The 22,600-nt window shown below is 71.0% G+C and carries 22 protein-coding genes and 2 tRNA genes; 16 read left to right on the forward strand and 8 right to left on the reverse strand.

What is annotated here, in order from left to right; translation table 11 throughout:
- Window positions 1-8 precede the first annotated feature (8 nt).
- Window positions 9-470 carry a peptidoglycan-binding protein LysM gene (gene lysM / locus ACLII4_RS12970; protein ID WP_412067827.1) on the reverse strand — a complete coding sequence of 154 codons (462 nt, stop codon included), beginning with the start codon at window positions 468-470 and terminating at the stop codon, window positions 9-11.
- A gap of 213 nt (window positions 471-683) precedes the next feature.
- On the opposite strand from lysM, the gene ACLII4_RS12975 reads away from it, so the two are divergent.
- The 5 genes from ACLII4_RS12975 to ACLII4_RS12995 all read left to right on the forward strand — a co-directional run bounded on the left by ACLII4_RS12975 (window position 684) and on the right by ACLII4_RS12995 (window position 4,976).
- Complete coding sequence (locus tag ACLII4_RS12975; RefSeq protein ID WP_412067828.1) at window positions 684-1,364, forward strand: hypothetical protein; 681 nt, start codon at window positions 684-686, stop codon at window positions 1,362-1,364.
- 85 nt (window positions 1,365-1,449) lie between these two features.
- Window positions 1,450-2,544, forward strand: coding sequence for a 3-dehydroquinate synthase (gene aroB, locus ACLII4_RS12980; RefSeq protein ID WP_412067829.1), 1,095 nt, complete (start codon window positions 1,450-1,452; stop codon window positions 2,542-2,544).
- Between the two features lie 136 nt (window positions 2,545-2,680).
- Window positions 2,681-2,754 (forward strand) — tRNA-Met (locus tag ACLII4_RS12985).
- Window positions 2,755-2,813: 59 nt separating this feature from the next.
- Window positions 2,814-4,034, forward strand: coding sequence for a glycosyltransferase family 4 protein (locus ACLII4_RS12990; protein WP_412067830.1), 1,221 nt, complete (start codon window positions 2,814-2,816; stop codon window positions 4,032-4,034).
- A 9-nt stretch (window positions 4,035-4,043) separates the two neighbouring features.
- A complete protein-coding gene (locus tag ACLII4_RS12995) occupies window positions 4,044-4,976 on the forward strand; it encodes an ion transporter (protein WP_412067831.1) in 933 nt (310 codons plus the stop codon).
- Window positions 4,977-4,982: 6 nt separating this feature from the next.
- Here the strand turns inward: ACLII4_RS12995 and ACLII4_RS13000 are convergent, their stop codons facing one another.
- Window positions 4,983-5,399: a hypothetical protein gene (locus tag ACLII4_RS13000; protein ID WP_412067832.1), complete on the reverse strand. Its 417-nt coding sequence runs from the start codon at window positions 5,397-5,399 to the stop codon at window positions 4,983-4,985.
- A gap of 123 nt (window positions 5,400-5,522) precedes the next feature.
- Window positions 5,523-6,947 (reverse strand): hypothetical protein, encoded by a 1,425-nt coding sequence (locus ACLII4_RS13005; protein WP_412067833.1) that lies wholly within the window; start codon window positions 6,945-6,947, stop codon window positions 5,523-5,525.
- A gap of 159 nt (window positions 6,948-7,106) precedes the next feature.
- Between ACLII4_RS13005 and ACLII4_RS13010 the strand changes: the two genes are divergently transcribed.
- From ACLII4_RS13010 to ACLII4_RS13020, 3 genes are read left to right on the forward strand one after another with little or no spacing between them, the layout of a single operon-like run.
- Window positions 7,107-7,898 (forward strand): N-formylglutamate amidohydrolase, encoded by a 792-nt coding sequence (locus ACLII4_RS13010; RefSeq protein ID WP_412067834.1) that lies wholly within the window; start codon window positions 7,107-7,109, stop codon window positions 7,896-7,898.
- Entirely contained in the window at window positions 7,895-9,754 is a 1,860-nt protein-coding gene (locus tag ACLII4_RS13015) for a flavohemoglobin expression-modulating QEGLA motif protein (protein ID WP_412067835.1), read from the forward strand. The genes ACLII4_RS13010 and ACLII4_RS13015 overlap by 4 nt, the downstream gene beginning before the upstream one ends.
- A 44-nt stretch (window positions 9,755-9,798) precedes the next feature.
- Window positions 9,799-10,839, forward strand: coding sequence for a glutathione synthetase (locus ACLII4_RS13020; RefSeq protein WP_412067836.1), 1,041 nt, complete (start codon window positions 9,799-9,801; stop codon window positions 10,837-10,839).
- A gap of 165 nt (window positions 10,840-11,004) precedes the next feature.
- Here the strand turns inward: ACLII4_RS13020 and ACLII4_RS13025 are convergent, their stop codons facing one another.
- Window positions 11,005-11,211, reverse strand: a complete 207-nt coding sequence (locus ACLII4_RS13025) for a hypothetical protein (RefSeq protein ID WP_412067837.1) — start codon at window positions 11,209-11,211, stop codon at window positions 11,005-11,007.
- A gap of 264 nt (window positions 11,212-11,475) precedes the next feature.
- On the opposite strand from ACLII4_RS13025, the gene hppD reads away from it, so the two are divergent.
- The 4 genes from hppD to ACLII4_RS13045 all read left to right on the forward strand — a co-directional run bounded on the left by hppD (window position 11,476) and on the right by ACLII4_RS13045 (window position 16,803).
- On the forward strand, window positions 11,476-12,624 hold the full coding sequence (gene hppD, locus ACLII4_RS13030) for a 4-hydroxyphenylpyruvate dioxygenase (protein ID WP_412070567.1): 1,149 nt from the start codon (window positions 11,476-11,478) through the stop codon (window positions 12,622-12,624).
- Between the two features lie 92 nt (window positions 12,625-12,716).
- On the forward strand, window positions 12,717-13,997 hold the full coding sequence (locus ACLII4_RS13035) for a homogentisate 1,2-dioxygenase (RefSeq protein WP_412067838.1): 1,281 nt from the start codon (window positions 12,717-12,719) through the stop codon (window positions 13,995-13,997).
- Window positions 13,998-14,148: 151 nt separating this feature from the next.
- The gene (locus ACLII4_RS13040) at window positions 14,149-14,778 is read left to right on the forward strand and encodes an SDR family oxidoreductase (protein WP_412067839.1); all 630 of its coding nucleotides are present in this window, start codon (window positions 14,149-14,151) and stop codon (window positions 14,776-14,778) included.
- A 51-nt stretch (window positions 14,779-14,829) separates the two neighbouring features.
- Window positions 14,830-16,803, forward strand: a complete 1,974-nt coding sequence (locus ACLII4_RS13045; protein WP_412067840.1) for an AMP-binding protein — start codon at window positions 14,830-14,832, stop codon at window positions 16,801-16,803.
- Window positions 16,804-16,887: 84 nt separating this feature from the next.
- Here the strand turns inward: ACLII4_RS13045 and ACLII4_RS13050 are convergent, their stop codons facing one another.
- On the reverse strand, window positions 16,888-17,427 hold the full coding sequence (locus tag ACLII4_RS13050) for a hypothetical protein (RefSeq protein WP_412067841.1): 540 nt from the start codon (window positions 17,425-17,427) through the stop codon (window positions 16,888-16,890).
- A gap of 246 nt (window positions 17,428-17,673) precedes the next feature.
- Here ACLII4_RS13050 and ACLII4_RS13055 point away from each other — a divergent pair, with 246 nt between their 5' ends.
- Genes ACLII4_RS13055 through ACLII4_RS13065 form a run of 3 tightly spaced genes read left to right on the forward strand, consistent with a single transcriptional unit; the run spans window position 17,674 to window position 19,213 of the window.
- Window positions 17,674-18,108, forward strand: a complete 435-nt coding sequence (locus ACLII4_RS13055) for an OsmC family protein (RefSeq protein ID WP_412067842.1) — start codon at window positions 17,674-17,676, stop codon at window positions 18,106-18,108.
- Complete coding sequence (locus tag ACLII4_RS13060; RefSeq protein WP_412067843.1) at window positions 18,105-18,836, forward strand: acyl-[acyl-carrier-protein] thioesterase; 732 nt, start codon at window positions 18,105-18,107, stop codon at window positions 18,834-18,836. Before ACLII4_RS13055 ends, ACLII4_RS13060 begins: the two co-directional genes overlap by 4 nt.
- Window positions 18,833-19,213 carry a rhodanese-like domain-containing protein gene (locus tag ACLII4_RS13065; protein ID WP_412067844.1) on the forward strand — a complete coding sequence of 127 codons (381 nt, stop codon included), beginning with the start codon at window positions 18,833-18,835 and terminating at the stop codon, window positions 19,211-19,213. Before ACLII4_RS13060 ends, ACLII4_RS13065 begins: the two co-directional genes overlap by 4 nt.
- A gap of 157 nt (window positions 19,214-19,370) precedes the next feature.
- On the opposite strand, the gene ACLII4_RS13070 is transcribed toward ACLII4_RS13065, so the two are convergent.
- A complete protein-coding gene (locus tag ACLII4_RS13070; protein WP_412067845.1) occupies window positions 19,371-20,567 on the reverse strand; it encodes a phosphoglycerate dehydrogenase in 1,197 nt (398 codons plus the stop codon).
- Between the two features lie 158 nt (window positions 20,568-20,725).
- On the reverse strand, window positions 20,726-21,934 hold the full coding sequence (locus tag ACLII4_RS13075) for a DUF1015 domain-containing protein (protein ID WP_412067846.1): 1,209 nt from the start codon (window positions 21,932-21,934) through the stop codon (window positions 20,726-20,728).
- A gap of 144 nt (window positions 21,935-22,078) precedes the next feature.
- Here ACLII4_RS13075 and ACLII4_RS13080 point away from each other — a divergent pair.
- A tRNA-Met gene (locus ACLII4_RS13080) sits at window positions 22,079-22,150 on the forward strand.
- A 52-nt stretch (window positions 22,151-22,202) separates the two neighbouring features.
- On the opposite strand, the gene ACLII4_RS13085 is transcribed toward ACLII4_RS13080, so the two are convergent.
- Window positions 22,203-22,583, reverse strand: a complete 381-nt coding sequence (locus ACLII4_RS13085) for an NFACT RNA binding domain-containing protein (protein WP_412067847.1) — start codon at window positions 22,581-22,583, stop codon at window positions 22,203-22,205.
- Between the last annotated feature and the right edge of the window lie 17 nt (window positions 22,584-22,600).

Below are 22,600 nucleotides of genomic sequence, written 5' to 3' on the forward strand. Positions count from 1 at the left end.
ACCGGGCGCTAGGCGGCCGGGATACGGATCTGCTGACCCGGGTAGATCTTGTCGGGGTCGCCGATGACCTCCCGGTTGGCCTCGAAGATCTTGGGGTATGCGTTGGCATCCCCGTAGTGCTCCTTGGCAATCTTCGACAGGGTGTCCCCGCTCTTGATCGTGTAGTAGCGGCTGGAGGGCGCGGCCGTGGTCGCACCGGCCGTCTGCGCGCCGTCGACGGTCATGCCGTCGGCGTGGACGCTGGAGACGCCCTTGACGTTGCCCGCGATGAGCTGGGCCTTCTCCTTGGCGGCCTGGCTCTTGGCCGTGCCCTGCAAGGTCACGCGGCCGTTGTCGTAGCGGACGCCGAGGTTGGAGATGTTGCTGCCGAGCGCCTGCTCGACCTCCTTTTTGATCTCTTCCGCTTCGTTGCCTTCGCGGCCGCCAAAGAGGTCTTTGCCCTTGTCTTTCAGAAAGTCGAGGAGTCCCATGTTGAGTGGTAAGGGTGGGTGTAAGGGGGACGAGAGGTGCCCTTCTCCCACGCAGGGAGGCCCTACCGGTTCCTCCGGCGCGCCGAGGGCACCGGGCGTTCAGGGCGAGACGGCGACACGCTGCCGTCCCAATGGCCTCGGCCAATCGGCGGGGCCTGGGGCGCTGGCCTGCCGTTCTCCATTCGGCCAGCACTCCCCTCTCTTCCCGCCTCGATGCGCCTGCTTCTCCTCACCGCTGCCGCTGCCTTCGCGCTGTCCGGCTGCGACTCCACCGGCCTCGACTCGTCCTGTCAGGACTGCGGTGGCCAGGGTGGCTACCCCTCCGGCAGCGGCCATCCAGCCGGTGATGGTTCCGATGGCAGCGGATCCGGCGGCGGCGGCAGCGCCGACGGGAGCGGCGGATCCGATGGGGGCGGGACCTCGGACGCGAACGTGTTCATCGAGGTCGACCCGCGCCAGACCTACCTCCGCACCTCCAGCGACCACGCCATCGACGCCCCCGCGCTCCGGCTCGCCGACGAGGGCATCGAAGCTGGCGACTACGTGTGCGCGGTGGCCGTGGGAGACTACGTACTGGGAACGGGCGTCCGCGCCAGCACCCTGAGCCAACCGCTTCTGACGGCCATCTTCAGCGCCGACGACACCCTGGGACCGGATGACCAGCGCGTCCGCGTGAAGAAGGCGGTCGAGGCGGGCGACGATGTCCCCACGCCCGACACGCAGTCCGGCGGGTACGCCACCGACGTGGCGCAGGACTTTGACGCGACCTCCGTCTGTCTCACCATCCCGGAGGGCGCCACCTACGCCTTCCTGGCGCCGTTTGGCTCGTCCTTCGGCAGCAACGGTCCGGTCCCGGACGCGACTCAGCCGTTCGGGCTGCTCATCAAGCGATAACGGACAACACTCGGGACGGCACGCGGGGGCGCCTTCGGGCGCCCTCGTTCGTTTGGCGATCTTGCGCGCGCTCCCCACTGCCGCCGTGCCCCTCGCTCCCGTTCACGTCTCGCTCCCCGAGGACCGGGGCTACGCCGTCCACTTCGACGCCTTAGCGACGGCGCCGCGCCACCTTCGCGAGGCGGGACTGCCCGGCCGCGTCCTGGTCGTCACCGACGCGACGGTGGGCCCGCTGTGGCTGGCGGCGCTGGCGGACGCGCTCCGCACCGACGGCCGGTCCGTCGAGACGCTGGCGGTCGCCGCTGGCGAGTCCTCGAAATCGCAGGCGACCTACGGCGACGTGCTCGACTGGGCGCTCGGGGTAGGCATCGACCGCCAGACGCCCGTGCTCGCGCTCGGGGGCGGCGTCGTCGGGGACCTGGCCGGCTTCGCGGCGGCGACGCTGTTGCGGGGCCTACCGTTCGTCCAGATCCCGACTACGACGATCGCGCAGGTCGACAGCGCCATCGGGGGAAAGACCGGGATCAACCACGCGACCGGCAAAAACTTGGTCGGCGCGTTTCATCAGCCCGCCGTCGTCCTGGCCGACCCAGCCACGTTGGCGACGTTGCCCGACCGGGACTTTCGCAGCGGGCTCGCGGAGGCCGTCAAGCACGCCCTGATCTCGGACGTCGAACTGGCGGGTCGGCTGCGTGACGACTGGGACGCCCTTCTCAGTCGCCGGCCCGAGGTCGTCGCCGCTCTCGTCCGGGATGCCGCCGCAGTGAAGGCGGCCGTAGTGTCCGCCGACGAGCGCGAGGCGGGGGTCCGGGCGCACCTCAACTTTGGCCACACGTTCGGCCACGCCATCGAGCGCGAGGCGGGGTACGGCGTGTTTACGCACGGCGAGGCGGTCGCCCTCGGGATGCGCGCGGCCTTGCACCTGTCCGCGTCGCTCGCGAGCGGCGCCGTCGCGGCCCACCTCGGCCCCTTGGAGTCGGCCGACGAGTTGGTCTCTCGGCTCGCGCCGCCCGCCCCGGCGCTCGACCCTGAGCGCCTGACCGCCGCGATGGCATCCGACAAGAAGCGTACTGCCGGCGGGGTGCGGTTCGTGGTCCTCGACGCCGTCGGCCACGCGCGGCTGGCGACGGACGTGCCCCCGGCGATGGTGGCCGCCGCCTGGCGCCACGCGCTTGGCTAGCGTGCTGGTCGGCGGGACCGCTCCCCGACGCGTCTGCGACGCGTGGCTGGAGTTGGGGACGGGTGCCCCTCGCTCTGGCGCTTCCTCAAAGCTTGGATTGAGGCCCGGCGCGCCGGCGGCGTATTCTGGCGACCCCGGCGCGGTAGCTCAGCTGGTTAGAGCGCAGGATTCATAACCCTGAGGTCGGGAGTTCAAGTCTCCCTCGCGCCACCGATTCCCTCCGGCCCTCGCGCCCGGCCCCGATGGCCGGGCGCGAGTCGTTTCAGCCCATGCGGATCTACCTCCACGACTACGGCGGTCATGCGTTTCTCGTCGGCCTCGCCCGCGAGTTGGCGCGCCGGGGCCACGCCGTCCGCTACGGCTTCTCGGCGACCAATGAGGCCCCGCAGGGCGAGCTCGCCCCGCGCGCCGACGACCCGCCGACGCTATCGCTCGACCCCGTGGTGACGACGCCCGTCGACAAACGCGCGCGGTCGCTGGCGGGGCTCGTGCGTCGGCGGCAGGCGGAAGCCCGGTTCGGCAAGGCCGCCGCCGAGCACGTGCGTCGGTGGGACGCGGAGGTGGTGATCGGCGCCAACGCCTCGCTCGACGTGATCGCTCCGCTGATGGCCGCCGCGCACGGGCAAGGCGCCGCGTTTGTGAACTGGCTTCAGGACGTCCATTCGGTCGGGACGCGGGCCGTGCTGGCGCGGAAGCTCGGCGTCGCTGGCGACCTGCTCGGACGGGCGTTCGAGGCACGCGAAGGGCGCCTGCTACGGGGCGCGGACGCCGTGCTCGCGATCACCGACGCTTTCCGGCCGCTCCTGGCCCGCTGGCGCGTCCGCCCCGAGCGCGTGTCGGTGATCGAAAACTGGGCCCCACTCGCCGACCTCCCCCAGCGCCCGCGCGACAACGCCTGGGCCCGTGCCCACGGGCTGGCAGAGCGCCCCGTCGTGCTGTACTCCGGGACGCTGGGCATGAAGCACGATCCGGCCGGACTCGCGCACCTCGCCGAACGGCTGGCGCACGCGGCCCCCGACGCCCGCCTCGTCGTCGTGTCGTCGGGTGAGGGCGCCGACTGGCTGGCGACCGCGCAGCGCGAGCGCGGGCTGGCGAACGTCGTGCTCTTGCCCTTCCAACCGTTCGAGGTCTTCCCCGACGTGCTCGGCTCGGCCGACGTGTTCGTGGCCGTGCTGGAGCCCGAGGCGAGCGCCGTGTCGGTGCCGTCGAAGGTGCTCGCGTACGTGTGTGCGGGCCGACCCGCCGTGCTCTCAGTGCCCCCCGACAACCTCGCGGCCCGGATCGTCGTGCGCGAACGCGCAGGCACCGTCGTCCCGCCCGGCGACGCCGACGCGCTCGCCGATGCCGTGCTGGCGTTCCTGGCCGACGACGCCGAGCGTGGCCGGGCCGGGACCGCCGGCCGCACGTATGCCGAGCGCGCCTTTGACCTCGGCGCCATCGCCCACCGCTTCGAGGCCGTCCTGGCCGACGCCGTCGCCGCTCGCGGCTAGCTTGCCCCGATGCCCGAGCCGACGCCCGCGACACACCTCGACCCCGACCGCCCGACGCCCGAGGGCTTCCGCCCCGTCGGTACAGGCCTCCGGCGGCGGCTCTTCGAGATCGTCTTCCACGCCGATGACCCCGTCGCGAAGGCGTTCGACATCGTTCTGATCATCGCCATCTTGGTGAGCGTCATCGTGGTGATGCTGGAGAGCGTCGGCGAGATCCAGGTCCAATACGCCGACGCGCTGTTCGTCATCGAGTGGTTCTTCACCATCCTGTTTACGATCGAGTACGGCCTGCGGCTGGCCGTCCTGCAGAACCCGTTCCGCTACGCGCGCAGCTTTTTCGGCGTCGTCGACGTGCTCTCGATCCTGCCCACGTACATCACGCTGCTGTACCCGGAGGGCGGCGCCCAGGTGCTGGTCACGGTCCGCATCCTGCGCGCGCTCCGCGTCTTCCGCGTCCTCAAGCTGGGCAACTACCTCGACGAGGCCGACCAGCTCCGCCGGGCGCTCGCCGCCAGCCGCCGCAAAATCCTGGTCTTCATCTTCGTCGTGCTGACGCTGGTGACCGTCGCCGGGTCGCTGATGTACCTCATCGAGGGCGGCGAGAACGGGTTCACCTCGATCCCCCGGAGCGTCTATTGGGCCGTCATCACCGTCACGACGGTCGGCTACGGCGACATCGCGGCGCAGACGGCGGTCGGGCAGTTCCTCACCGTCGCCCTCGTCATCGTCGGCTACGGGATCATCGCCGTGCCGACGGGGATCGTGACGGTCGAACTCGGCATGGCCCGGTCCAAACGGCTGGCCGACGCGTTTGCCATCCGGACGCCCATCGAGGTCCAGGTCGACACGTGCCCCATCTGCGGGCTCGACGACCACGACGCCGACGCCCGGCACTGCAAGTACTGCGGCGAGGGCTTGATCGTGAAGGCCACCCCGACCTAGCCGGGGCTACGCCGGGGCCGTGCTGTGGGGACGCGAGCGCCCCGTCGGCGCGGCCGGCTGGCGGGCGGTGATCTCCTCGCGCCACGCCCGGGTCAGAAACGCGTAGTCGAGGGCCTCGGCCGCCTCGCCGAGGTCGCCGACGGCCTGGAACCCGAGGTCGACCGGCGAGACGAACCGGGTCGGCGCGCTCGACAGGTCGAAGACGCGGGCCCGCAAGCCGACGCGGTACTCGCCTGCGAGTTGGCCCAGCACGCACGCGGTGCCGTCGGCGAGCTCCAGCGTGGCCGTGTCGACGTGGGCCGCCCATCCGCCGTCTCGGTCGTCGAGCAGGGCGGCGCCGCGGGACGCCCGGCCTCGGGCCGCGTCGAGCGTGAGGGCTGCTAGGCGGCGGCGCTGGCGGGACTGACGGAGGCGTCCAAACATGGCGGAGAGGGCGTGGCGTGAGGGAAGAGTACGCCGGAGCCGCCGACCGGGTGCCGAAGCCGTCGGCCGGGCGCAACGCTCAGGGATCGCCCTCCCAAACGGACAGCCTGCGTCTGCGGTGTCTCAGACCAACGACGCAACGATCAAGCCGAGGGCCGAGAGGGGCGCCACGATGGCGGCTCGGTACACACGCCCGGCGAACGCCGAGGAGTCGTGGTCGATGGGCCCCTTCCAGCGCGCCAGCACCGCCGCGCCGATGGCCGTGGCCACCAGCCCGACCACGAGGGCGACGGCGGTCATCGTCAACGGATGGGTCGGCGCCGGTGCGCCCGCGATCGAGCCGGTGGTTTCTTCGGCCCACACGCGGAGCCACATCACCAGCAGCACCGGCCCGATCCCGACGAGCGTCGCCCGCCAGGCCGCCCGCCACGTCAGGCCGAGCACGCCCCAGTCCGGGCGGGCGACCATCATGCGGTCGACGCCGAGGAAGGCGAACGCGACCGACCACGCGACGGCGTAGGGAAAGAGCAGGTCGGCGCCGACGGCGCTCGCGGCGAGCAGCCACATCACGCCGACAGACGACACGCTAAAGACGTTGCTCGAGGTGTGTGGGCGGCGGCGGGGGTCGTGAGGGAGCCCGTCGGCCTCGCGCGCCGCCGGCCAGATGCGCGCGTACAGCACGAACACGAGCGCGGGTGACAGCAGCCACGCCGTCCCGCCGAGCGCCCAGACGAGATAGCCCACGAGCGCGACCCCGAACACGCCCGCCCCGCCGACCGTCGTCTCGCGCCGGAGCACGGCCACGACGGCCAGCAGCCCTGTCAGGACGGCCGCGTGGCCGGCCAGCAACGTCGCGTCGAACGTCAGCAGGCGGACCAGCACGACGTACGCTCCGAGCGGCACGAACACGTTGTTGAGCCCCCGCCACGAGACGGTCTCGACGATCGTCGCGAGCACGGCCACGATCGCGCCGATCCACAGCGCCTCCGTCCGCCCGACCGGCGTGAACACGAGCAACGGCACGTGGACACACAGGAAGGCCACGAACAAGAACGCGACGGCGCCCTCCTGGCTCTTGTCCTCCACGTCGTCGAACCGGGCCACATCGTGGCGCTCCGCCACGAGCCCTGCGACGGGGCTGGCGATGCCGAGCAGCAGGATCGGGATCGTGTAGAGCACCGTGGACCCGTCCGCCAGCACGTACAGCGCCCACACGGCAAGCGGAAAGCCTACGTCGCCGATCGACGCGGCGCCATCGTGGAGCACGTGCCCCACCGATCGGCGCAAGGCCGGGACGAGCCGGATCGCCAGCGCCGTCGACACGGCCACGGCTGCGAGGATCGCCAGAGGCCAGTCGGCCTCGAACAGCCAGGGCAGCGACAGGGCGACGGCGCTCATCGCGGCGTGGAGCGCCTTCTGGGTGGCGACGGCACCCAGGCCCTGCCGGAGTTGGGCCCACCGGAGCACGGCCAGCGTCAGCCCGAACGCGCCGAGCACGCCGGCGATGCCAGCCCACGGGGAAAGCACGGCGGGCATCAGCGGGGGCACGCGAACCTCTGGGCGGTCATGCCCGAAGGTACCCGCACAGATCCCGGCGTCGGCGGAGTGCCCGATCGGCCACAGCGGCGAAGGGGGGGGGGCGGAGGGCCGGGACACGCTGCGAACACCCCCGCAGCCGCCGCGTATCCGAGGCCCCTCTCCCCGCACATGTCCGACCCCTTCTCGATCGCCGTCGGCCCAGGCCCCCTCGTCGCCGCCGCCGTCCACGATGGCCACGCCATCCACCCCGACACCCTCCCGCACGTCGCGCTCGACGACGCCGGTCGCTTGCGGGAGGAGGACCCGTTCACCGGCCGCCTTACGGACGTCGCGTCGACCCGCATCGTCGGCCACCGCTCGCGGTTCGAGATCGACCTCAACCGGCCGCGCGAGAAGGCCCTGTACCGCACGCCCGACGACGCCTGGGGCCTGACCGTCTGGGAGGGCGACGTCCCGGACGCCGTCGCGGAGCGCTCGATGCGCCTTTACGACGACTTTCACGCCGCCGTCGACAAGCTGCTGCGGCTCAAGATTCAGCAGCACGGGTCCGTCGTCGTCTACGACCTCCACTCGTACAACCACCGCCGCGACGGCGCGGACGGGCCGGTCGCGGACCCCGAGGCCAACCCGGTGGTCAATGTCGGGACCGGCTCGCTGGACCGCGAGCGCTGGGGCCCGCTCGTCGACGGGTTCATGGCCGACCTGAGGGCCGGCGCCGCCGAGGCGGGCATCCCCGACCTCGACGTGCGCGAGAACGTCAAATTCCAGGGCGGTCACTTCTCGCAGTGGATCCACGAAACGTTCGGGAGCGCCGCTTGCGTGATCGCCGTCGAGTTCAAGAAGACCTTCATGGACGAGTGGAGCGGCGCCCTCGACCGCGAGCGGTTCGGCGCCTTGCACCGGGCACTGGCGTCGACCACCGAGGGGGCGCTGGCGGCCCGTGAGCGGCTGACGCCGTGACGTCCGACGCCATCGCGACCGCCGTCCGCGACGGGCTCCGCCGCGGCGAGCCGGTCCGCCTCTCGCTTCCCGACGATGGCGTCGTGTTCGTGGACCACGCCGTACCCGTGCTGGCGGTCCACCGCTGCGCCCCGGCCGACACCGCGTCGCACGTCCCGGCGACGTGCACCGACGCGCACACCCTGGTGACGACGCAGCCGGCCTACGTCATCGCCTCCGGTCCGGACGTCGCGGCCGCTCGCGCCGCCATCCGCGCCGTCGCCGAGGTGCTCCATGAGGCGGGCACGCCGCCGCTCGTGGTCGAGGTCTGGACCCCGCTCGACGCCGAGCACGACGACGGGCCGGACCCGTTCGACCGCGCGCCGGGCTTCACCTTGTTCACCACGCCTGCGGGCCCGGATGCGGCTACCGTCGAGGCGCTGTCCGACGCGCTGTCGGGCATCGAGGTCGCCGGGCAGGGCGCGAGCGTGGACCACATCGTGGCCGACTCGGTCGCGCCGCCCGGGCTGGCGCCGCTCGACGTGCCGGGCGCGCTCGGGCTGGCGGTCGACGCCGTCTTCGTCAACGCGCGCGACGGCGAGTTCTATCCCCGCGTGCTGGCGGCCATCCGCGACGCGTTGGCCCCGGCCATCCGCCAGGCCGCTGCCGCGCGGGCCGCCGTCCCGCTGTCTGAGATCGGCCGCGCGACGCTGGAGCCCGCCGCCGCCGCCGTCGACGCCGGACTTGCGGAGGTCGCCAGCTCGTTCGGGCTGCTCTTGCAGATCACGCCGGTCAACGGGGACGCGGCCTGGGAGGAGTTCCGGTCGACCTGCGACCGGGCCCCGGAGTTCGTCTACCGCCCGCTGGCGTTCGACCCCGACGCCGCCCGACGGACGCTCTTCTCGCTCCCGCTCGACGAGGTCGAGGACCCCGTGGTCGCCGGGCTGCTCCGCGAGTCCCGCGACGAGATCGCCGACCACGTGCGGCTGACGCTCGACATCGACACGCCCCAATTCCTCCCGACCAGCCTGCGCGTCTACGGCGCTCCGGACGACGAGTTGGTCCAGCTCGCCCGCCAGCTGATCGCGACGCTCGACGGCTCGCCAACCGCCGCCGCCGGGAGCGAAGTCGTGGGAGCCACCGCCTTTGCCGCCGCCGCTCGCGTCCAACTCGACGCCTACGGCGCCGTCTCGGCCGACGTGCCCCAGGACGTCCAGATCCGCGACGACATCCCGGGGAGCCTGATGGTCTCCGACGGGCGCCTGCTGATCGGCGCGCACACCCAGATCCCGGCCGCTCGTGTCGAGGCCCTCCTAGCGCACGAGGTCGGCACGCACGTGCTGACGTTCGCCAACGGCGCCGCCCAGCCGTTGCGGATGCTGCGCTACGGGCTCGCGGGCTACCAAGACCTGCAGGAGGGGCTCGCGGTCCTGGCCGAGTGGCTCGTCGGCGGGCTGACGCACGGCCGGTTTCGGACGTTGGCCGCGCGCGTGCTCGGCGCGCGCGCGCTGGCCGAGGGCGCCGACTTTGTCGAGACGTTCCGCATCATCAGCGACGAGGCCGGGCTGAGCGACCGGGCCGCGTTCACCGTCACCCTGCGCTTGTACCGGGGTGGCGGGCTGACGAAAGACATGGTGTACCTCCGGGGCCTGCGCGACCTGCTCCGGCACCTCGGCGACGGCCATCCGCTGTGGCCCCTCTTTATCGGCAAGATTGCCCTCCGGCACGCCCCGGCCATCGCCGACCTCCGCGCGCGCGGCGTCCTGTCCGACCCGCCGCTCCGACCGCTCCACGCCGACGCCGAGACGACCCGCCGGCGGCTCGTCCGTGCGCACGGCGGCCTCTCCCTCCTCGACCTGCTCGCGCCCGAGGCCTAGGCCTTCTGCCCGGTCCTTCTCGCTCGCCCCCACTCCCCTCTCCAATGCGCCTCGCCTTTCTGATCAACGACTTCGCCACCGAGAAGTCGGTCTTCACCACCACCCGGCTGGCGCTCGCCGCCCACAAAGCGGGCCACGACGTGCTCTACCTCTCCGTCGAGGACTTCATCTGCGAGCCCGACGAGAGCATGGCCGTCCGCGTCCGCCGCCCCGGCGGGACGTACAAGACCACCAAGACCTTCTGGGCTGGCGTCTCCGAGGACGGCGTCGAGGAGCGGATGGACATCACCGACATCGACGCGATCCTCCTGCGCAACGACCCCGCCGACGACGCGGGCACGCGAGGCTGGGCGCAGTCGGCCGGCATCGTGTTCGGGCAGATGGCCGCACGGCGCGGCGTGCTTGTGCTGAACGACCCCGACGGGCTCGCGAAGGCCGTCAATAAGGTCTACTTCCAGAACTTCCCGCCGTCGGTCCGACCGAAAACGCTGGTCACGCGCCATGCCGACGACGTGCGCCGCTTCATCGACGACCACGGGGGCGACGCCATCATCAAGCCCTTCCAGGGCTCCGGCGGTGACGGGGTGTTCGTGGTCCGCGAGGGCGACCACGCCAACCTCAACCAGATCATCGACGCGGTCTGCGTCAACGGCTACATGGTCGTCCAGGAGTTCTTGGAAGAGGCGGCGGGCGCAGATACGCGGATGTACCTCGTCAACGGCGAGCCGCTCCAGCGCGACGGCGTCTACGCGGCGTTCCGGCGCGAGGGCGCCGAGGGCGACATCCGCAGCAACATGAGCGCGGGCGGGTCGGCGCAGGCGGCCGTGATCGGTGACCGCGAACTCGAGATCGCCGAGATGGTCAGGCCGCAGCTGGTCCAGGACGGCATGTTCATGGTCGGGCTCGACATCGCGGGCGGCATCCTGCTGGAGGTCAACGTGTTCAGCCCCGGCGGCATCGGCTCCATCGAGGCCACCACCGGGGTCGACTTCGCGCCCGACGTCATCGAGGCCATCGACCGCAAGGTGCTCGCGCGAGGCCGCTACCGCCAGCACTTCTCGAACACGATGCTGGCGACCCTCTAAAAAAAGCCGGCCCACCCTGTACACGGTTCAGGGTGGGCCGACGATCGTAGCGCGTCGGCGCGCTCCCAGGGGTGGCAAGAGCCACGCCCCCACGGTACCGCCCGGGCCCCGCCCCGGCGTCGGACTGGAGGGCCAGCGGCCTAGTCCTGAGGGACCAGTGGCGGGCTAGTCGCGCCGAAATCGCATCCGGTCGCGGGGACGGATGCGGCCCCAGGCCTCTCCATCGACCGTCACGTCCTGCCACCCGGACCCGGCCTCCGACTCCCCCAGCGCCACCTCCCCCCCCTGCTGTCGGCCCACCGCCTCGATGGCCGTCCGGGCCCGAACGAAAGTGGGGTCCCCCTCGCGGGGCTCGATCTCGAACTGAGGCATGTCGGTGTCGGGAGGGTCGCCTCTCGACCAGCACCGGGCGGGGCGGTTCCAAATGCGGCGCGGCGCGGGGCCCGGAAACGAGCGCGGCGGCCAGACGTATCTAGACCTAGCCCGGAACGAGGGGCCGGAGAGAGCCGCCCCCCCGTCAACGGTACGACGACTCCCCGCTTTCCGATGAGCACCCACACCACGTCCGGCGACGGCGCCGGCAGCGCTTCCGATGCCTCCGTCGACATCCTCGACGCCGTCTCGACCGAGGCCCCCATGCCCGGCTCGGGCCTGCCCGACCTGACCTCGGCCCCTGACGCCGTCGCCCCCGGCGACGACTTCCTCCCGCTCCAGGGCACCGACTACGTCGAGTTCTGGGTCGGCAACGCCCGCCAGGCTGCCCACTTCTACGCCCACACGTTCGGCTTCGACGTCAAGGCCTACCTCGGCCCGGAGACCGGCCACCGCGACCGCACCAGTTATCTGCTCCAGCAGGACAAGATCCGCTTCGTGGTGACCTCCCCGATGGGGCCCGAGGGCGAGATCGCCGACCACGTCCGCTTGCACGGTGACGGCGTCAAGGACTTGGCGCTGATGGTGGACGACGCCGTCTCGGCCTTCGAGGAGACCACCAAGCGCGGCGGCGTGCCCGTCCGCGAGCCCGAAGTGCTGGAGGACGAGAACGGGAAGGTGACGGTGAGCGCCATCGGCACATATGGCGAGACGATCCACACGTTCGTCGACCGCTCCGAGTACGATGGCCCGTTCCTGCCCGGCTACGAGGCCGTGGTGAACGACTACTTCACGCCCCAGCCGGTCGGCCTCAAGTACGTCGACCACTGCGTCGGGAACGTCGACCTGGGCGACATGAACAAGTACGTCCAGTACTACGGCGACGTGATGGGCTTTAAGAACTTGATGTCGTTCGACGACGAGGACATCTCGACCGAGTACACGGCCCTGATGTCGAAGGTGATGTCGAATGGGAACGAGCGGGTCAAATTCCCGATCAACGAGCCGGCCGAGGGCAAGAAGAAGAGCCAGATCGAGGAGTACCTCGACTTTTACCGCGGCGCCGGCGTCCAGCACATCGCCCTCGCGACCGACAACATCTTGGAGACCGTCTCCCAACTCCGCTCGCGCGGCGTCGACTTCCTGACCGTCCCGACGACCTACTACGACGAGCTCACGGAGCGTGTCGGCGAGATCGACGAGGACCTCTCGGAGCTCGCGGAGCTCGGCATCCTGGTCGACCGCGACCCCGACGGCTACCTGCTGCAGATCTTTACCAAGCCCATCGGCAACCGCCCGACGGTCTTTTTCGAGATCATCCAGCGCAAGGGCGCGCGGTCCTTCGGGAAGGGCAACTTCAAGGCCCTCTTCGAGGCCATCGAGCGCGAGCAGGAGCGCCGCGGGAATCTCTGAGGGACTGGGGACTGAGGGACTCGGGACTGGGGTCATCCGGTCCTCCCCTCGTCCCCGCCCCATTCCCCTCAGTCCCCACAGTCCCTAGTCCCATGTCATTCTACGTCCAGCGCGGGCAGATCCCGCCGAAGCGCCACACCCAGTTCCAGCGCCCCGACGGCGCCCTGTACACCGAGGAGGTCCTCGGCGAGGAGGGGTTCCACGGCATCGGGTCGATCGCGTACCACATCCACCCGCCAACGCTGGTCGAGGCCGTCGGCGAGCCCGAGGACGTGGCCGTCGAGTACGCCGAGGAGGCGTTCCTGGCGCACCGCCACTTTCTCGGGCCCAAGGTCGAGCCCGGCGGCGACTGGCTGACCGGCCGCGTGCCCATCATGGGCAACAACGACATCGTGATGTCGATGTGCGTCCCGACGGACGCGATGCCCCCAGACACGTTCTACAAGAACGCCACGCACGACGAGCTGGTCTACGTCCACGACGGCGAGGGCACGCTGCACACCGTGCTCGGCGAGGTCGACTTCGTGCAGGGCGACTACGTCCACGTCCCGCGCACGCTGATCCACCGTTGGAGCTTCGCAGGCGACGTGCAGCCCCGCCTGCTGGTGATGGAGTCGCCGACCGAGTTCCGCCCGCCCAAGCGGTACCGCAACGACATGGGCCAGCTCCTGGAGCACAGCCCGTACTGCGAGCGCGACTTCCGCCCGCCCGGCGACCCGCCCGCCATCGACCAAGAGGGCCGGTTCACGGTCAAGATCAAGAAGCACGGGAAGCTCTTCCCGTTCGTCTACCGCTACCACCCGTTCGACGTCGTCGGCTGGGACGGCTACATGTACCCGACGGCGTTCTCGATCCACGACTTCGAGCCCATCACGGGCCGGATCCACCAGCCGCCGCCGGTCCACCAGACGTTCGAGGCGCGCGGCTTTGTGGTGTGCTCCTTCGTCCCGCGCCTGTTCGACTACCACCCGGACTCAATCCCGGCGCCGTACAACCACTCGAACATCGACTCCGACGAGGTGCTGTACTACGCCGAGGGCGACTTCATGTCGCGCAAAGGCATCGGCCGGGGCAGCTTCACGTTGCACCCTGGCGGCATCCCGCACGGGCCGCACCCGGGCACGACGGAGGCGAGCATCGGGGCGAAGGAGACGCACGAGCTGGCCGTGATGGTCGACACGTTCGCGCCGCTCAAGCTGACCAAGCAGGCGCTGGCCATCGAGTCTCCAGACTACGTGCTCTCGTGGCAGCCCGAGAAGCACGGCCACCCCCTCCCCGACGCCGCGCCCATCCCGCCCGGCACGACGATCTCGGGCGATGGCGCCGTCGGCTCCGTGCCCGACTCGCCGCCGATCGACGCCGCGCGCGGCTGACCCTCCCCACCTTGTTACGACAGTCCCCGCCCGCCCCGGCTCGCCGAGGCGGGCGGTTTTGGTTGGGGCCTGTGGGAAGACCCGGCGGAGGCGGGACCGTGGGGATGCGGCCCCGGTCTGAGGGGCTCCCCTATCCCCTCCCGTCGATCCCATGACCGTTCTCGTAGCCGGCGCCCACGGCGCCATCGGCCAGCACCTCGTCCAGATCCTCGCCGACGCCGGCCACACCGTCCGCGCGATGGTCCGCGACGACGACCAGTTCGACGCCATGCGCGCCCTCGGTGGCGAGCCCGTCCTCGGCGACCTCACCGGCGACGTGTCGGAGCCCCCCGCTGGCGCCGACGCCGTCATCTTCGCCGCCGGTTCGGGCGGCCAGGCCGTCGAAGCCGTGGACCGCGACGGCGCGATCGCGCTGATCGACGCCACGATAGCGCAGGGGGTCCGCCGGTTCGTGATGCTGAGCTCCATCGGCGCCGACGCTCCGGAGGAGGCCGACCAGTTGCAGGACTACCTCCGCGCCAAGCACGCCGCCGACGCGCACCTCCAGGGCACCGACCTCACCTACACCATTCTTCGCCCGACGGCGCTGACGAACGGCGCCCCCACCGGGACCGCCGCATTCGCCACGTCGCTCGATGCGGACGCGCGCGCTCGGAAGATCGCCCGCGAGGACGTCGCCGGGGCGCTGGCGTCGATCTTGACCGTCTCTGAGACGGAGGGCGCGGTGATTGAGATGACCGCCGGGACGACGCCGATCCGCGAGGGGCTAGCGGCGACCTAGGCCCAGCTTGCGCAGGCCGCCCCCGTACCTTGGCGCGTCCCCTCCGCGCCCATGTCTGACACGTTCCCCTTCGGCCAGGCCGCCGCCTGGACGCCCTCCCCCGAGCACGTCGCCGCCACCAACCTCGCACGCTTTTGGCGCCAGCAGGGGCTCGACGACTACGCCAGCCTCGAAGCCTGGGCGCTCGACGACATCGGCCGGTTCTGGGATGCCGTCTTCGAGGACCTCGGCATCGAGTTCACCCAGCCGTACACCGCCGTCCTCGACACGACCGATGGCATCGAACGGCCCCGGTGGTGCATCGATGGGCGGATGAACGTGGTCCACAACGCACTCGACCGCTGGGCGGGGACCGAGACCTGGGACCGAGACGCGGTTCGCTATGAGAGCGAGGAGGGCGGCACCGTCGCCCTCACCTACCGCCAGCTCCACGCCGCCGTGGCCGACTGCGCCGCCGGCTTGCGCGCGCACGGCATCGGGCCCGGCGACGCCGTCGGGCTGTACCTGCCGATGTGCCCCGAGATCGTCATCGCGTTCCTGGCCATCGCCCGTGTCGGCGGCGTCATCCTGCCACTGTTCTCCGGCTACGGCGCCGACGCGGTCGCCACACGCCTGGCGGACGGCGCTGCGAAGGCGCTCGTCGTCGCCGACGGGGCCCCACGACGCGGGAAGACGGTGCCGATGAAGGCCGTCGCCGACCAAGCGCTGGCGGACGTGCCATCGGTCGAGACCGTGTTCGTGGTCGAGCGCGTCGGGATCGTGGGCCTGCCGCAGCACGACCGCGACGTACCGTGGGCGCGGCTCATGGAGGCCGGCGCCAGCGCCGCCGACGCCCAGCGCGCCTGCGCCGACACGGCCGCCGAGGACCCCGCGCTGCTGATCTACACCTCCGGCACGACGGGCACGCCCAAGGGCGCCATCCACACGCACTGCGGCTTCCCCATCAAGGCCGCCCAAGACATGCGCCACCCGATGGACGTGCGCCCCGGCGACGTGGTCTGGTGGATGAGCGACATGGGCTGGATGATGGGCCCGTGGCTCGTCTTCGGCACGCTCCTCAACGGCGCCACGATGGTGCTCTACGACGGCGCCCCCGACGTGCCCGACCACGCCCGCACGTGGGACATCTGCGAGCGGTTCGGCGTCACGCTCTTGGGCCTCTCCCCCACCCTCGTCCGCGCCCTGCGCCCCCACGGGACCGCGCCCGTCGAGCGCCACGACCTGAGCGCGCTCCGCGCCGTCGGCTCGACCGGGAGCCCCTGGGACACGGAGAGCTGGCGCTGGCTCTTCGAGAACGTCCTCAAGGCCCAAAAGCCGATTCTCAACTACTCCGGCGGGACCGAGATCTCGGGCGGCATCGTCTGCGGCAACCACGTCCAGCCCCTCAAGCCGACCGGGTTCTCCGGCCCCGTCGTCGGGATGGACGCCGACGTGCTCGACGACGCGGGCCAGTCCATCCGCGGCGCCGTTGGCGAGCTTGCGGTCCGCCAGCCGTGGATTGGGATGACACGAGGCTTTCACGGCGACACCGACGACGCGCGCTACCACGCCGCGTACTGGGAGCGGCACCCTGGCGTGTGGGTCCACGGCGACTTCGCGGCCGTCGACGCTGACGGCCAATGGTTCCTGCTTGGCCGATCCGACGACACCATCAAAGTCGCCGGCAAGCGGCTGGGCCCGGCGGAGGTGGAGGGCGCGTTGAATGCCGACGCCCGAGTGCTTGAGAGCGCCGCCATCGGAGTGCCCGACGCCGTCAAGGGGCAGGCCGTGGTCGCCTTCGTTCGGCTGGCGGGCGGGGTCCGCGAGTCGGAGGAGCTGCGCGACGTGCTCGTCGGCCGCATCACCGAGGCGCTCGGGAAGGCGCTCCGGCCAAAGGCCGTGTTGTTCGTGGACGCGCTGCCCAAGACGCGCAACGCCAAGGTCATGCGCCGCGTCATCCGCGCCGCCCACCTCGGCGACGACCTCGGGAATGTGACGGCGCTCGAAGACCCCGAGGCCGTGGAGGCCATCCGGCGAGCGTGGTAAATCACCGTGCCTCGTGCGGAGAGAACAGCACGAGGGGGACCGAGCGCGCGCCCAGTCCCCCTCGCAAACCGTCGGACGGGTCGTCTAGACCGCGTCGTAGTAGGACGTGTTCTCAGCGCCGGTCTCGCGGTAGTGGGAGTCGAGGTAGTCGCGGTCGTTGTCGCGCGGGTGGACGCCCATCACGATGCCGCCGTCCTTGACGTCCTTCTCGTAGACCTTGGCCTGGTCCTCGGGAATGCCGGCGCCGATGAGCGCGCCCAAGAGGCTCCCGCTCGCGCCGCCCGCGCCCGCGCCCAGGAGTGCGCCAGCGATCGGCCCGGCAATGGCGCCGATGCCCGGGATGAGGACGGCGCCGCCGACCCCGATGATCGCGCCGAGAACGCCGCCGGCGGTTCCGCCGACAGCGGCGCCGACGCCCGCGCCTTCGGCGGCCTTGGAGCCTTGCTCGATCTCGACCTCGGCCACGTCGCGGTTGTACCGCTCCCACGTGTCGTCAGACATGACGACGTGGATGTCGTCCTTGGTGTAGCCCCGATCACGGAGGGAGGAGTACGCCTTGTTCGCCGAAGCGGGATCGCGATAGGTCCCGGTGTAGAGGGGGCGGTTGTCGGTCTGGTCAGCCATGAGAGGGGGTGGTGGAATGGACCGCTTGAAGCACACTCCCGCTCGGGCTGTTCCAGTCCATCAGGGAGCCGTGAAACTCCTGACGGTCGTTTCCGGGAATTGCCCTCCCCTCCGAGTCGTTAGGTAGGGTCTCGTTTTTACCGCGTCGGACACCTGGCACGAAGTGAGGGGTACGACGCCGGAATCCCGGCCGTCACTCACGTATCGGCCCGGCCCGTCCACCCTCCCTCTGCCCAACTCCACACGATGACTCGCACCGCATCCGCCCACTGGTCCGGCGCCCTCTCCGACGGCGCTGGCGCCATCTCCACCGAGTCTGGCGCGCTCTCCGACAAGCCCTACTCCTTCTCGTCCCGCTTCGAGGAGAACGGCGAGCCCGGCACCAACCCCGAAGAGTTGCTCGGCGCCGCGCACGCGGCCTGCTTCACGATGCAGCTCTCCCACATGCTGGCGGAGGCTGGCCACCCGCCGTCGCGCGCTGAGACGACCGCCAAGGTGCACCTCCGCCAGGTCGAGGGCGGGTTCGAGATCCACCGGATCGACCTCGTCCTCGACGCCGACGTGCCCGGCATGGACGAGACGGCGTTCCACGACATCGCCACGACGGCCAAGGAGACGTGCCCGCTGTCGAAGGTGCTCGCGGCGGCCGAGATCACCCTCGACGCGACGCTGCGCTCGTGAGCGAGCCGCCGCTGGTCTGGACCGAGCCATTCCGCATCCGCGCCGTCGAGGCCGGCCCCGACGGCGCGGCCTCGGTGCTGACCGTGTGTGACCTGTTCCAAGAGGCGGCCGGCGAGCACGCCCTCGCCGCCGACCGCGAGGGCTTCCCGCTTCCCGACGGCGGCTGGAGCACCTGGGTCCTCTCCCAGCTCAGCGTGCGCCTGCACCGCCGCCCCTCCATGCGCGAGCACGTCGCGGTGGAGACATGGCCCGCGTCGCTCGACGGGCTCCGGGCCACGCGCGACTTCCGCCTCACCGACGCCGAGGGCGGCGTGCTGGCGGTCGCCACCAGCCGGTGGTTCCTGATCGACGTCGAGCGGCGGCGGCCGGTCCGCTTGCCGGCGGCGATGGACGGGTTCGAGGCGACCGAGAAGCCACGGGCGCACGAGATGCCCGATGCGCCGGCGGCGCCCGAGTCCGTGGAGCACGGGGCTGAGTTCGCGGTCCGTCGGTCCGACCTCGACCGCGTGGGCCACGCCAACAACGTTCGGTTTATCGAGTGGGCGCTGGAGGCCCTGCCCGACGACGCCGGACTGGGGGGCGTGGACGTGGCGTACAAGGCCGAGGCAAACGCCGGAGACGTGGTTCTCTCGGAGGCCGGGCCTCTCGTCGGTAACGTTCGCCGGCACCGGCTCGCGGCGCCCAATGGCCGTACGTTCGCCCTCGCACGCACCCACTGGTCTCGATGAAAGCCTCCCTCGTCCTGCTCGCGATCGGCATCGTCGCCCTCGGTGGTTACCTCTGGATGACGGGGGGCGGGGAGGCCGAGTCGATCGACTCGATCGTCGCCGCCATCGGCGATGGTGCCCCCGTCGTGGATGTCCGCACCGTCCCGGAGTTCAGACAGGGCCACGTCGCCGGGGCCATCCACGCCGACGTGCTCGACGCCGACTTCCGCGAGCTCGTCACCGACCTCCCCCGCGACGAGCCGGTGTACGTGTACTGCGCCTCGGGCGTGCGGAGCGGGCGCGCGGCCCGGGTCCTGGAAGCGATGGGCTTTGAGCGGGTCGTCAACGCCGGGGGCTTCCAGGATCTGGCAGATGCGGGCGCCTCGGTGGCGCGATAGGCGTGTCAGGAGAAAGGGTTGAAGGCTCGCTGGTCGTCCACCGGATCGCCCACGAAGCTCAACCGAGCAGCCCGCGACGCGCGCGCTGTAGTTAGACGGTGCGTGACGCTCCCCCCTTGGGGCCACCAAGCGCTTCTCAAGCGGACCCTACACCCCACTACAGCTCGATGACGGTTGCGTTGAGCACGTGCTCGACGGCGCCGATTCGCGCCAGCGTGCCGTCGTCGGGCTGGCCGTCGAACCGGATGCGGGCGCAGGCGGCGGCGGCACCGGAGAAGACCAGGTTCTCCATCTCCTGCACGTTCCAGCCAGCCTCGCGGATCTCGCCGAGCACGCCCGCCAGCACGCCCACTCGGTCGAGGTGGCGGACCGTCAGCAGATGCGTGGCCGGCGTCCGGTCGGCGAGGTTGACGCCGTTCTCGACGCGGCCCGTCTCGGCGTAGGTGCGGATCACCCGGATGGCTTCCCGGCCGATGGCGTCGGACGCCTCGTCGGTGGAGGCACCGACATGGTGGGTGATGTACGCGGTGTCCGCCAAGGGGTGCGCGAAGGGCCCGTCCTTGGCCGACGGCTCGCCAGCGGGCACGTCGGTCGCGTAGCGCAGCCGCCCGGCCGCGACGGCGCGCGCGACGGCGTCCTCGTCGATGACCTCCGCGCGAGCGGTGTTGACGAGCGACGCGCCGTCCGGGAGCGCCTCGAGAAACTCAACGTCGATGAGGTGTGCGGTGTCCGGCGTGGACGCGACGTGGACGGACACCACGTCCGCCTGCCGGGCCACGTCGAGCGGGCTTGCGGCGTGCGTCACGCCCATCTCGCGGGCCGCCTCCGGCGTCAGCGAGCGGCTCCACGCGATAACGGGCATCCCAAAAGCGCGGGCGCGGGCGACGACCTCGCGGCCGATGCTCCCGAGGCCGACGACGCCCAACGTGCGCCCTCGCAAGCCCCGGGCCTTCGCGAAGCCCTTTTTGTCCCAGCGCCCCTCTCGAGCCGCAATCACGTTGTCGGGGATCCGCCGGTCGAGCGCGAGGATCAGTCCGAACGCCAGTTCGGCGACAGCCGCCGCGTTCTTCCCCGGGCAGTTGGCCACGAACACGCCCCGCTCCGACGCCCCGGCCACGTCAATGGTGTCGACGCCAGCCCCGGCCCGGACGATCAGCTCCAGACCAGGCGCCGCGTCGAGCGCCGCGGCCGACACCTTCGTCGAGCGGACCACGAGCACAGCCGGATTGTCCTCCGAGAGCGCCGTTGCGAGCGTATCGCCCGAGAGGTCCGGCGCCTCGAGGACGACGTGGCCGTCGTCGCGGAGCACGCCGAGGGCGTCATCGGAGAGCTTGTCGGCGACGAGAATGGTCATGGGGTCGTGGAACGTGAGAACGTGGAAAGTTGAACGTTCAATGCCAAACCGTTCAACGTCTGGACAGGCGCCTCAGCGGGCCCGTCACAGAAGAGGTTGGGAGGAGCGTGGCACGTGAGGGTGAACGTTCAACATCCACACCTTTCACCGTCAACGGATCAGTCCCAGAAGGTGTGGACCAAGAGGCCGCTCCGCAGCTTGGGCTCGAACCACGTGGACTTGGGCGGCATCAGCTCGCCGGCGTCCGACACGTCGAGCAGCTCCTCCGGGGCGGTCGGGTACATCGAGAAGGCAATGTCCGCCTCACCCGCATCGACGAGCCGCTCCAACTCCTCGGTCCCCCGAATGCCGCCGACGAAGGCGACGTTCTCGTTGGTCCGCGGGTCCGTGATGCCCAGCAGCGGCTCCAGCACGAACTCGCCGAGCCGGGCGACGTCAAGCGTGTCTGCGACGCCGTCGCGCTCGGTGTCGGGCAGCACGAGGGTGTTCCAGCCGTAGTCCATCCCGAGGTAGAAGGCCACCAGGCCGTAGTCCTCGGGGTCGGGGAACAGCGCCTCCTCGACCTCGACACGGCGGCGGAGCTGGTCGAGAAACTTGCCCTTGCCGACCGGGAGGTGCTTTACGACCCGGTTGTACGGCAGGATCTCCATGTCCTCGTACGGGAAGAGGACGGCGAGGAAGTGGCCGGCCTCGGGAACGTCCGACAGCTCCCGCGCGGCGCGGGCCGCAGCGGCGCTCCGGTGATGGCCGTCGGCCACGTAGAGCGCGTCGGTATCCGCGAACGCCTGGACGACGGCGTCCGGCTCGGGGACGGCCCAGACCGTGTGCTGGACGTAGTCCTTGGCCTTGAAGTCGTAGAGCGGTTCGGTCTCCATCGCCGCGGCCACGGCGGCGTCGATGTCGTCGCGACCCCGGTACGTCAGCATCACCGGCTCGGCGTGGGCGCGCTGGGCGACCAGGTGGCGGGTCCGGTCGTCCTCCTTGTCAGGCCGCGTCTCCTCGTGCTTGAGGATCACGTCGTTGTCGTAGTCGGCGGCGGACACCAGGCCGACGATCCCCGTCTGCGCGCGCCCGTTCATGATGAGCCGGTAGACGAACAGCCGCGGCTCGTCGTCGCGGACGAACGCCTCGGACGCCGCAAGCTCGCGCAGGGCCTTCGCGCCTTGGGCGTAGACCTCGTCGGCGTGCTCGTCCGTGCCCGGGGGCAGGTCGATCTCGGGTCGGACGACGTGGAGGAAGGAGTGCTCGTTTCCTGCCGCAAGCGTGCGGGCTTCCTCGACGGATACGACGTCGTAGGGGACGGAGGCGGCGCGCTCGGCGAACGCGGGCGCGGGACGGAGCGCCCGGAACGGACGGACGGAGGCCATGAGTCGGGACTGCGGGGGTGAGGTGGAGCGAAGATAGACGAGTCTTTGCATGGATGGCCGGATTCCGACGCACCGACTTCACTCGCGCTCCACCGCTTCCGGGTTGATGCCCACCCCTCGGGCCCCTACCTTGGGATCACACACCGCGGGGTGGAGAAGTGGTATCTCGTCGGGCTCATAACCCGAAGATCGGGGGTTCGAATCCCCCCCCCGCAACACCGGCGCCGGTCCTCACGCGAGGGCCGGCGCTTTCTGTATGGGGTGCGCACTACGAGCGGCCGTACACCTTGACGGACTCGTAGCGGCGAAGCTGCACCGAGCCGGGCTTCGCCCCGCGCGGCTTCGACACGTCGCATGCGCGGCAGACGTGGACATCGACCTTGCCGGTCGCGCCCTTGGCTTTGGAGTGTGCCACCGCCAACTCGGCGGCCCTCTTCACGACGGCCCGAGGCACCTCTCCCCCTTCGGGCGTCCGGATGATGACGTGGCTCCCGGGCGTCCCGCCGCCGACGTGCAGCCAGACGTCGTTCGGACGGGCCACCTTGAAGGTCAGCTTGTCGTTGTCGCGGGCTGTCCGGCCGACGAGCACGTCGTACCCGTCCACGTCGTGCGTGTCGTAGTCGGCGAGGGTGGGTTCGCGGCGGGCCATGGTCGGATCTTGCGGGG

The organism is Rubrivirga aquatilis (genome assembly GCF_046845665.1).
Lineage (GTDB): Bacteria > Bacteroidota > Rhodothermia > Rhodothermales > Rubricoccaceae > Rubrivirga.

Bases quoted from the DNA above. Each gene is read 5' to 3' on its own strand.
- ACLII4_RS13085 (WP_412067847.1), bottom strand. From the start codon at position 22,583: ATGGCCCGCCGCGAACCCACCCTCGCCGACTACGACACGCACGACGTG.
- ACLII4_RS12975 (WP_412067828.1), top strand. From the start codon at position 684: ATGCGCCTGCTTCTCCTCACCGCTGCCGCTGCCTTCGCGCTGTCCGGC.
- ACLII4_RS13020 (WP_412067836.1), top strand. From the start codon at position 9,799: ATGCGCCTCGCCTTTCTGATCAACGACTTCGCCACCGAGAAGTCGGTC.
- lysM (WP_412067827.1), bottom strand. From the start codon at position 470: ATGGGACTCCTCGACTTTCTGAAAGACAAGGGCAAAGACCTCTTTGGC.
- ACLII4_RS13045 (WP_412067840.1), top strand. From the start codon at position 14,830: ATGTCTGACACGTTCCCCTTCGGCCAGGCCGCCGCCTGGACGCCCTCC.
- ACLII4_RS12995 (WP_412067831.1), top strand. From the start codon at position 4,044: ATGCCCGAGCCGACGCCCGCGACACACCTCGACCCCGACCGCCCGACG.
- ACLII4_RS13065 (WP_412067844.1), top strand. From the start codon at position 18,833: ATGAAAGCCTCCCTCGTCCTGCTCGCGATCGGCATCGTCGCCCTCGGT.
- ACLII4_RS12990 (WP_412067830.1), top strand. From the start codon at position 2,814: ATGCGGATCTACCTCCACGACTACGGCGGTCATGCGTTTCTCGTCGGC.
- ACLII4_RS13035 (WP_412067838.1), top strand. From the start codon at position 12,717: ATGTCATTCTACGTCCAGCGCGGGCAGATCCCGCCGAAGCGCCACACC.
- ACLII4_RS13010 (WP_412067834.1), top strand. From the start codon at position 7,107: ATGTCCGACCCCTTCTCGATCGCCGTCGGCCCAGGCCCCCTCGTCGCC.
- ACLII4_RS13040 (WP_412067839.1), top strand. From the start codon at position 14,149: ATGACCGTTCTCGTAGCCGGCGCCCACGGCGCCATCGGCCAGCACCTC.
- hppD (WP_412070567.1), top strand. From the start codon at position 11,476: ATGCCCGGCTCGGGCCTGCCCGACCTGACCTCGGCCCCTGACGCCGTC.
- ACLII4_RS13025 (WP_412067837.1), bottom strand. From the start codon at position 11,211: ATGCCTCAGTTCGAGATCGAGCCCCGCGAGGGGGACCCCACTTTCGTT.
- ACLII4_RS13055 (WP_412067842.1), top strand. From the start codon at position 17,674: ATGACTCGCACCGCATCCGCCCACTGGTCCGGCGCCCTCTCCGACGGC.
- ACLII4_RS13050 (WP_412067841.1), bottom strand. From the start codon at position 17,427: ATGGCTGACCAGACCGACAACCGCCCCCTCTACACCGGGACCTATCGC.
- ACLII4_RS13000 (WP_412067832.1), bottom strand. From the start codon at position 5,399: ATGTTTGGACGCCTCCGTCAGTCCCGCCAGCGCCGCCGCCTAGCAGCC.
- ACLII4_RS13075 (WP_412067846.1), bottom strand. From the start codon at position 21,934: ATGGCCTCCGTCCGTCCGTTCCGGGCGCTCCGTCCCGCGCCCGCGTTC.
- ACLII4_RS13070 (WP_412067845.1), bottom strand. From the start codon at position 20,567: ATGACCATTCTCGTCGCCGACAAGCTCTCCGATGACGCCCTCGGCGTG.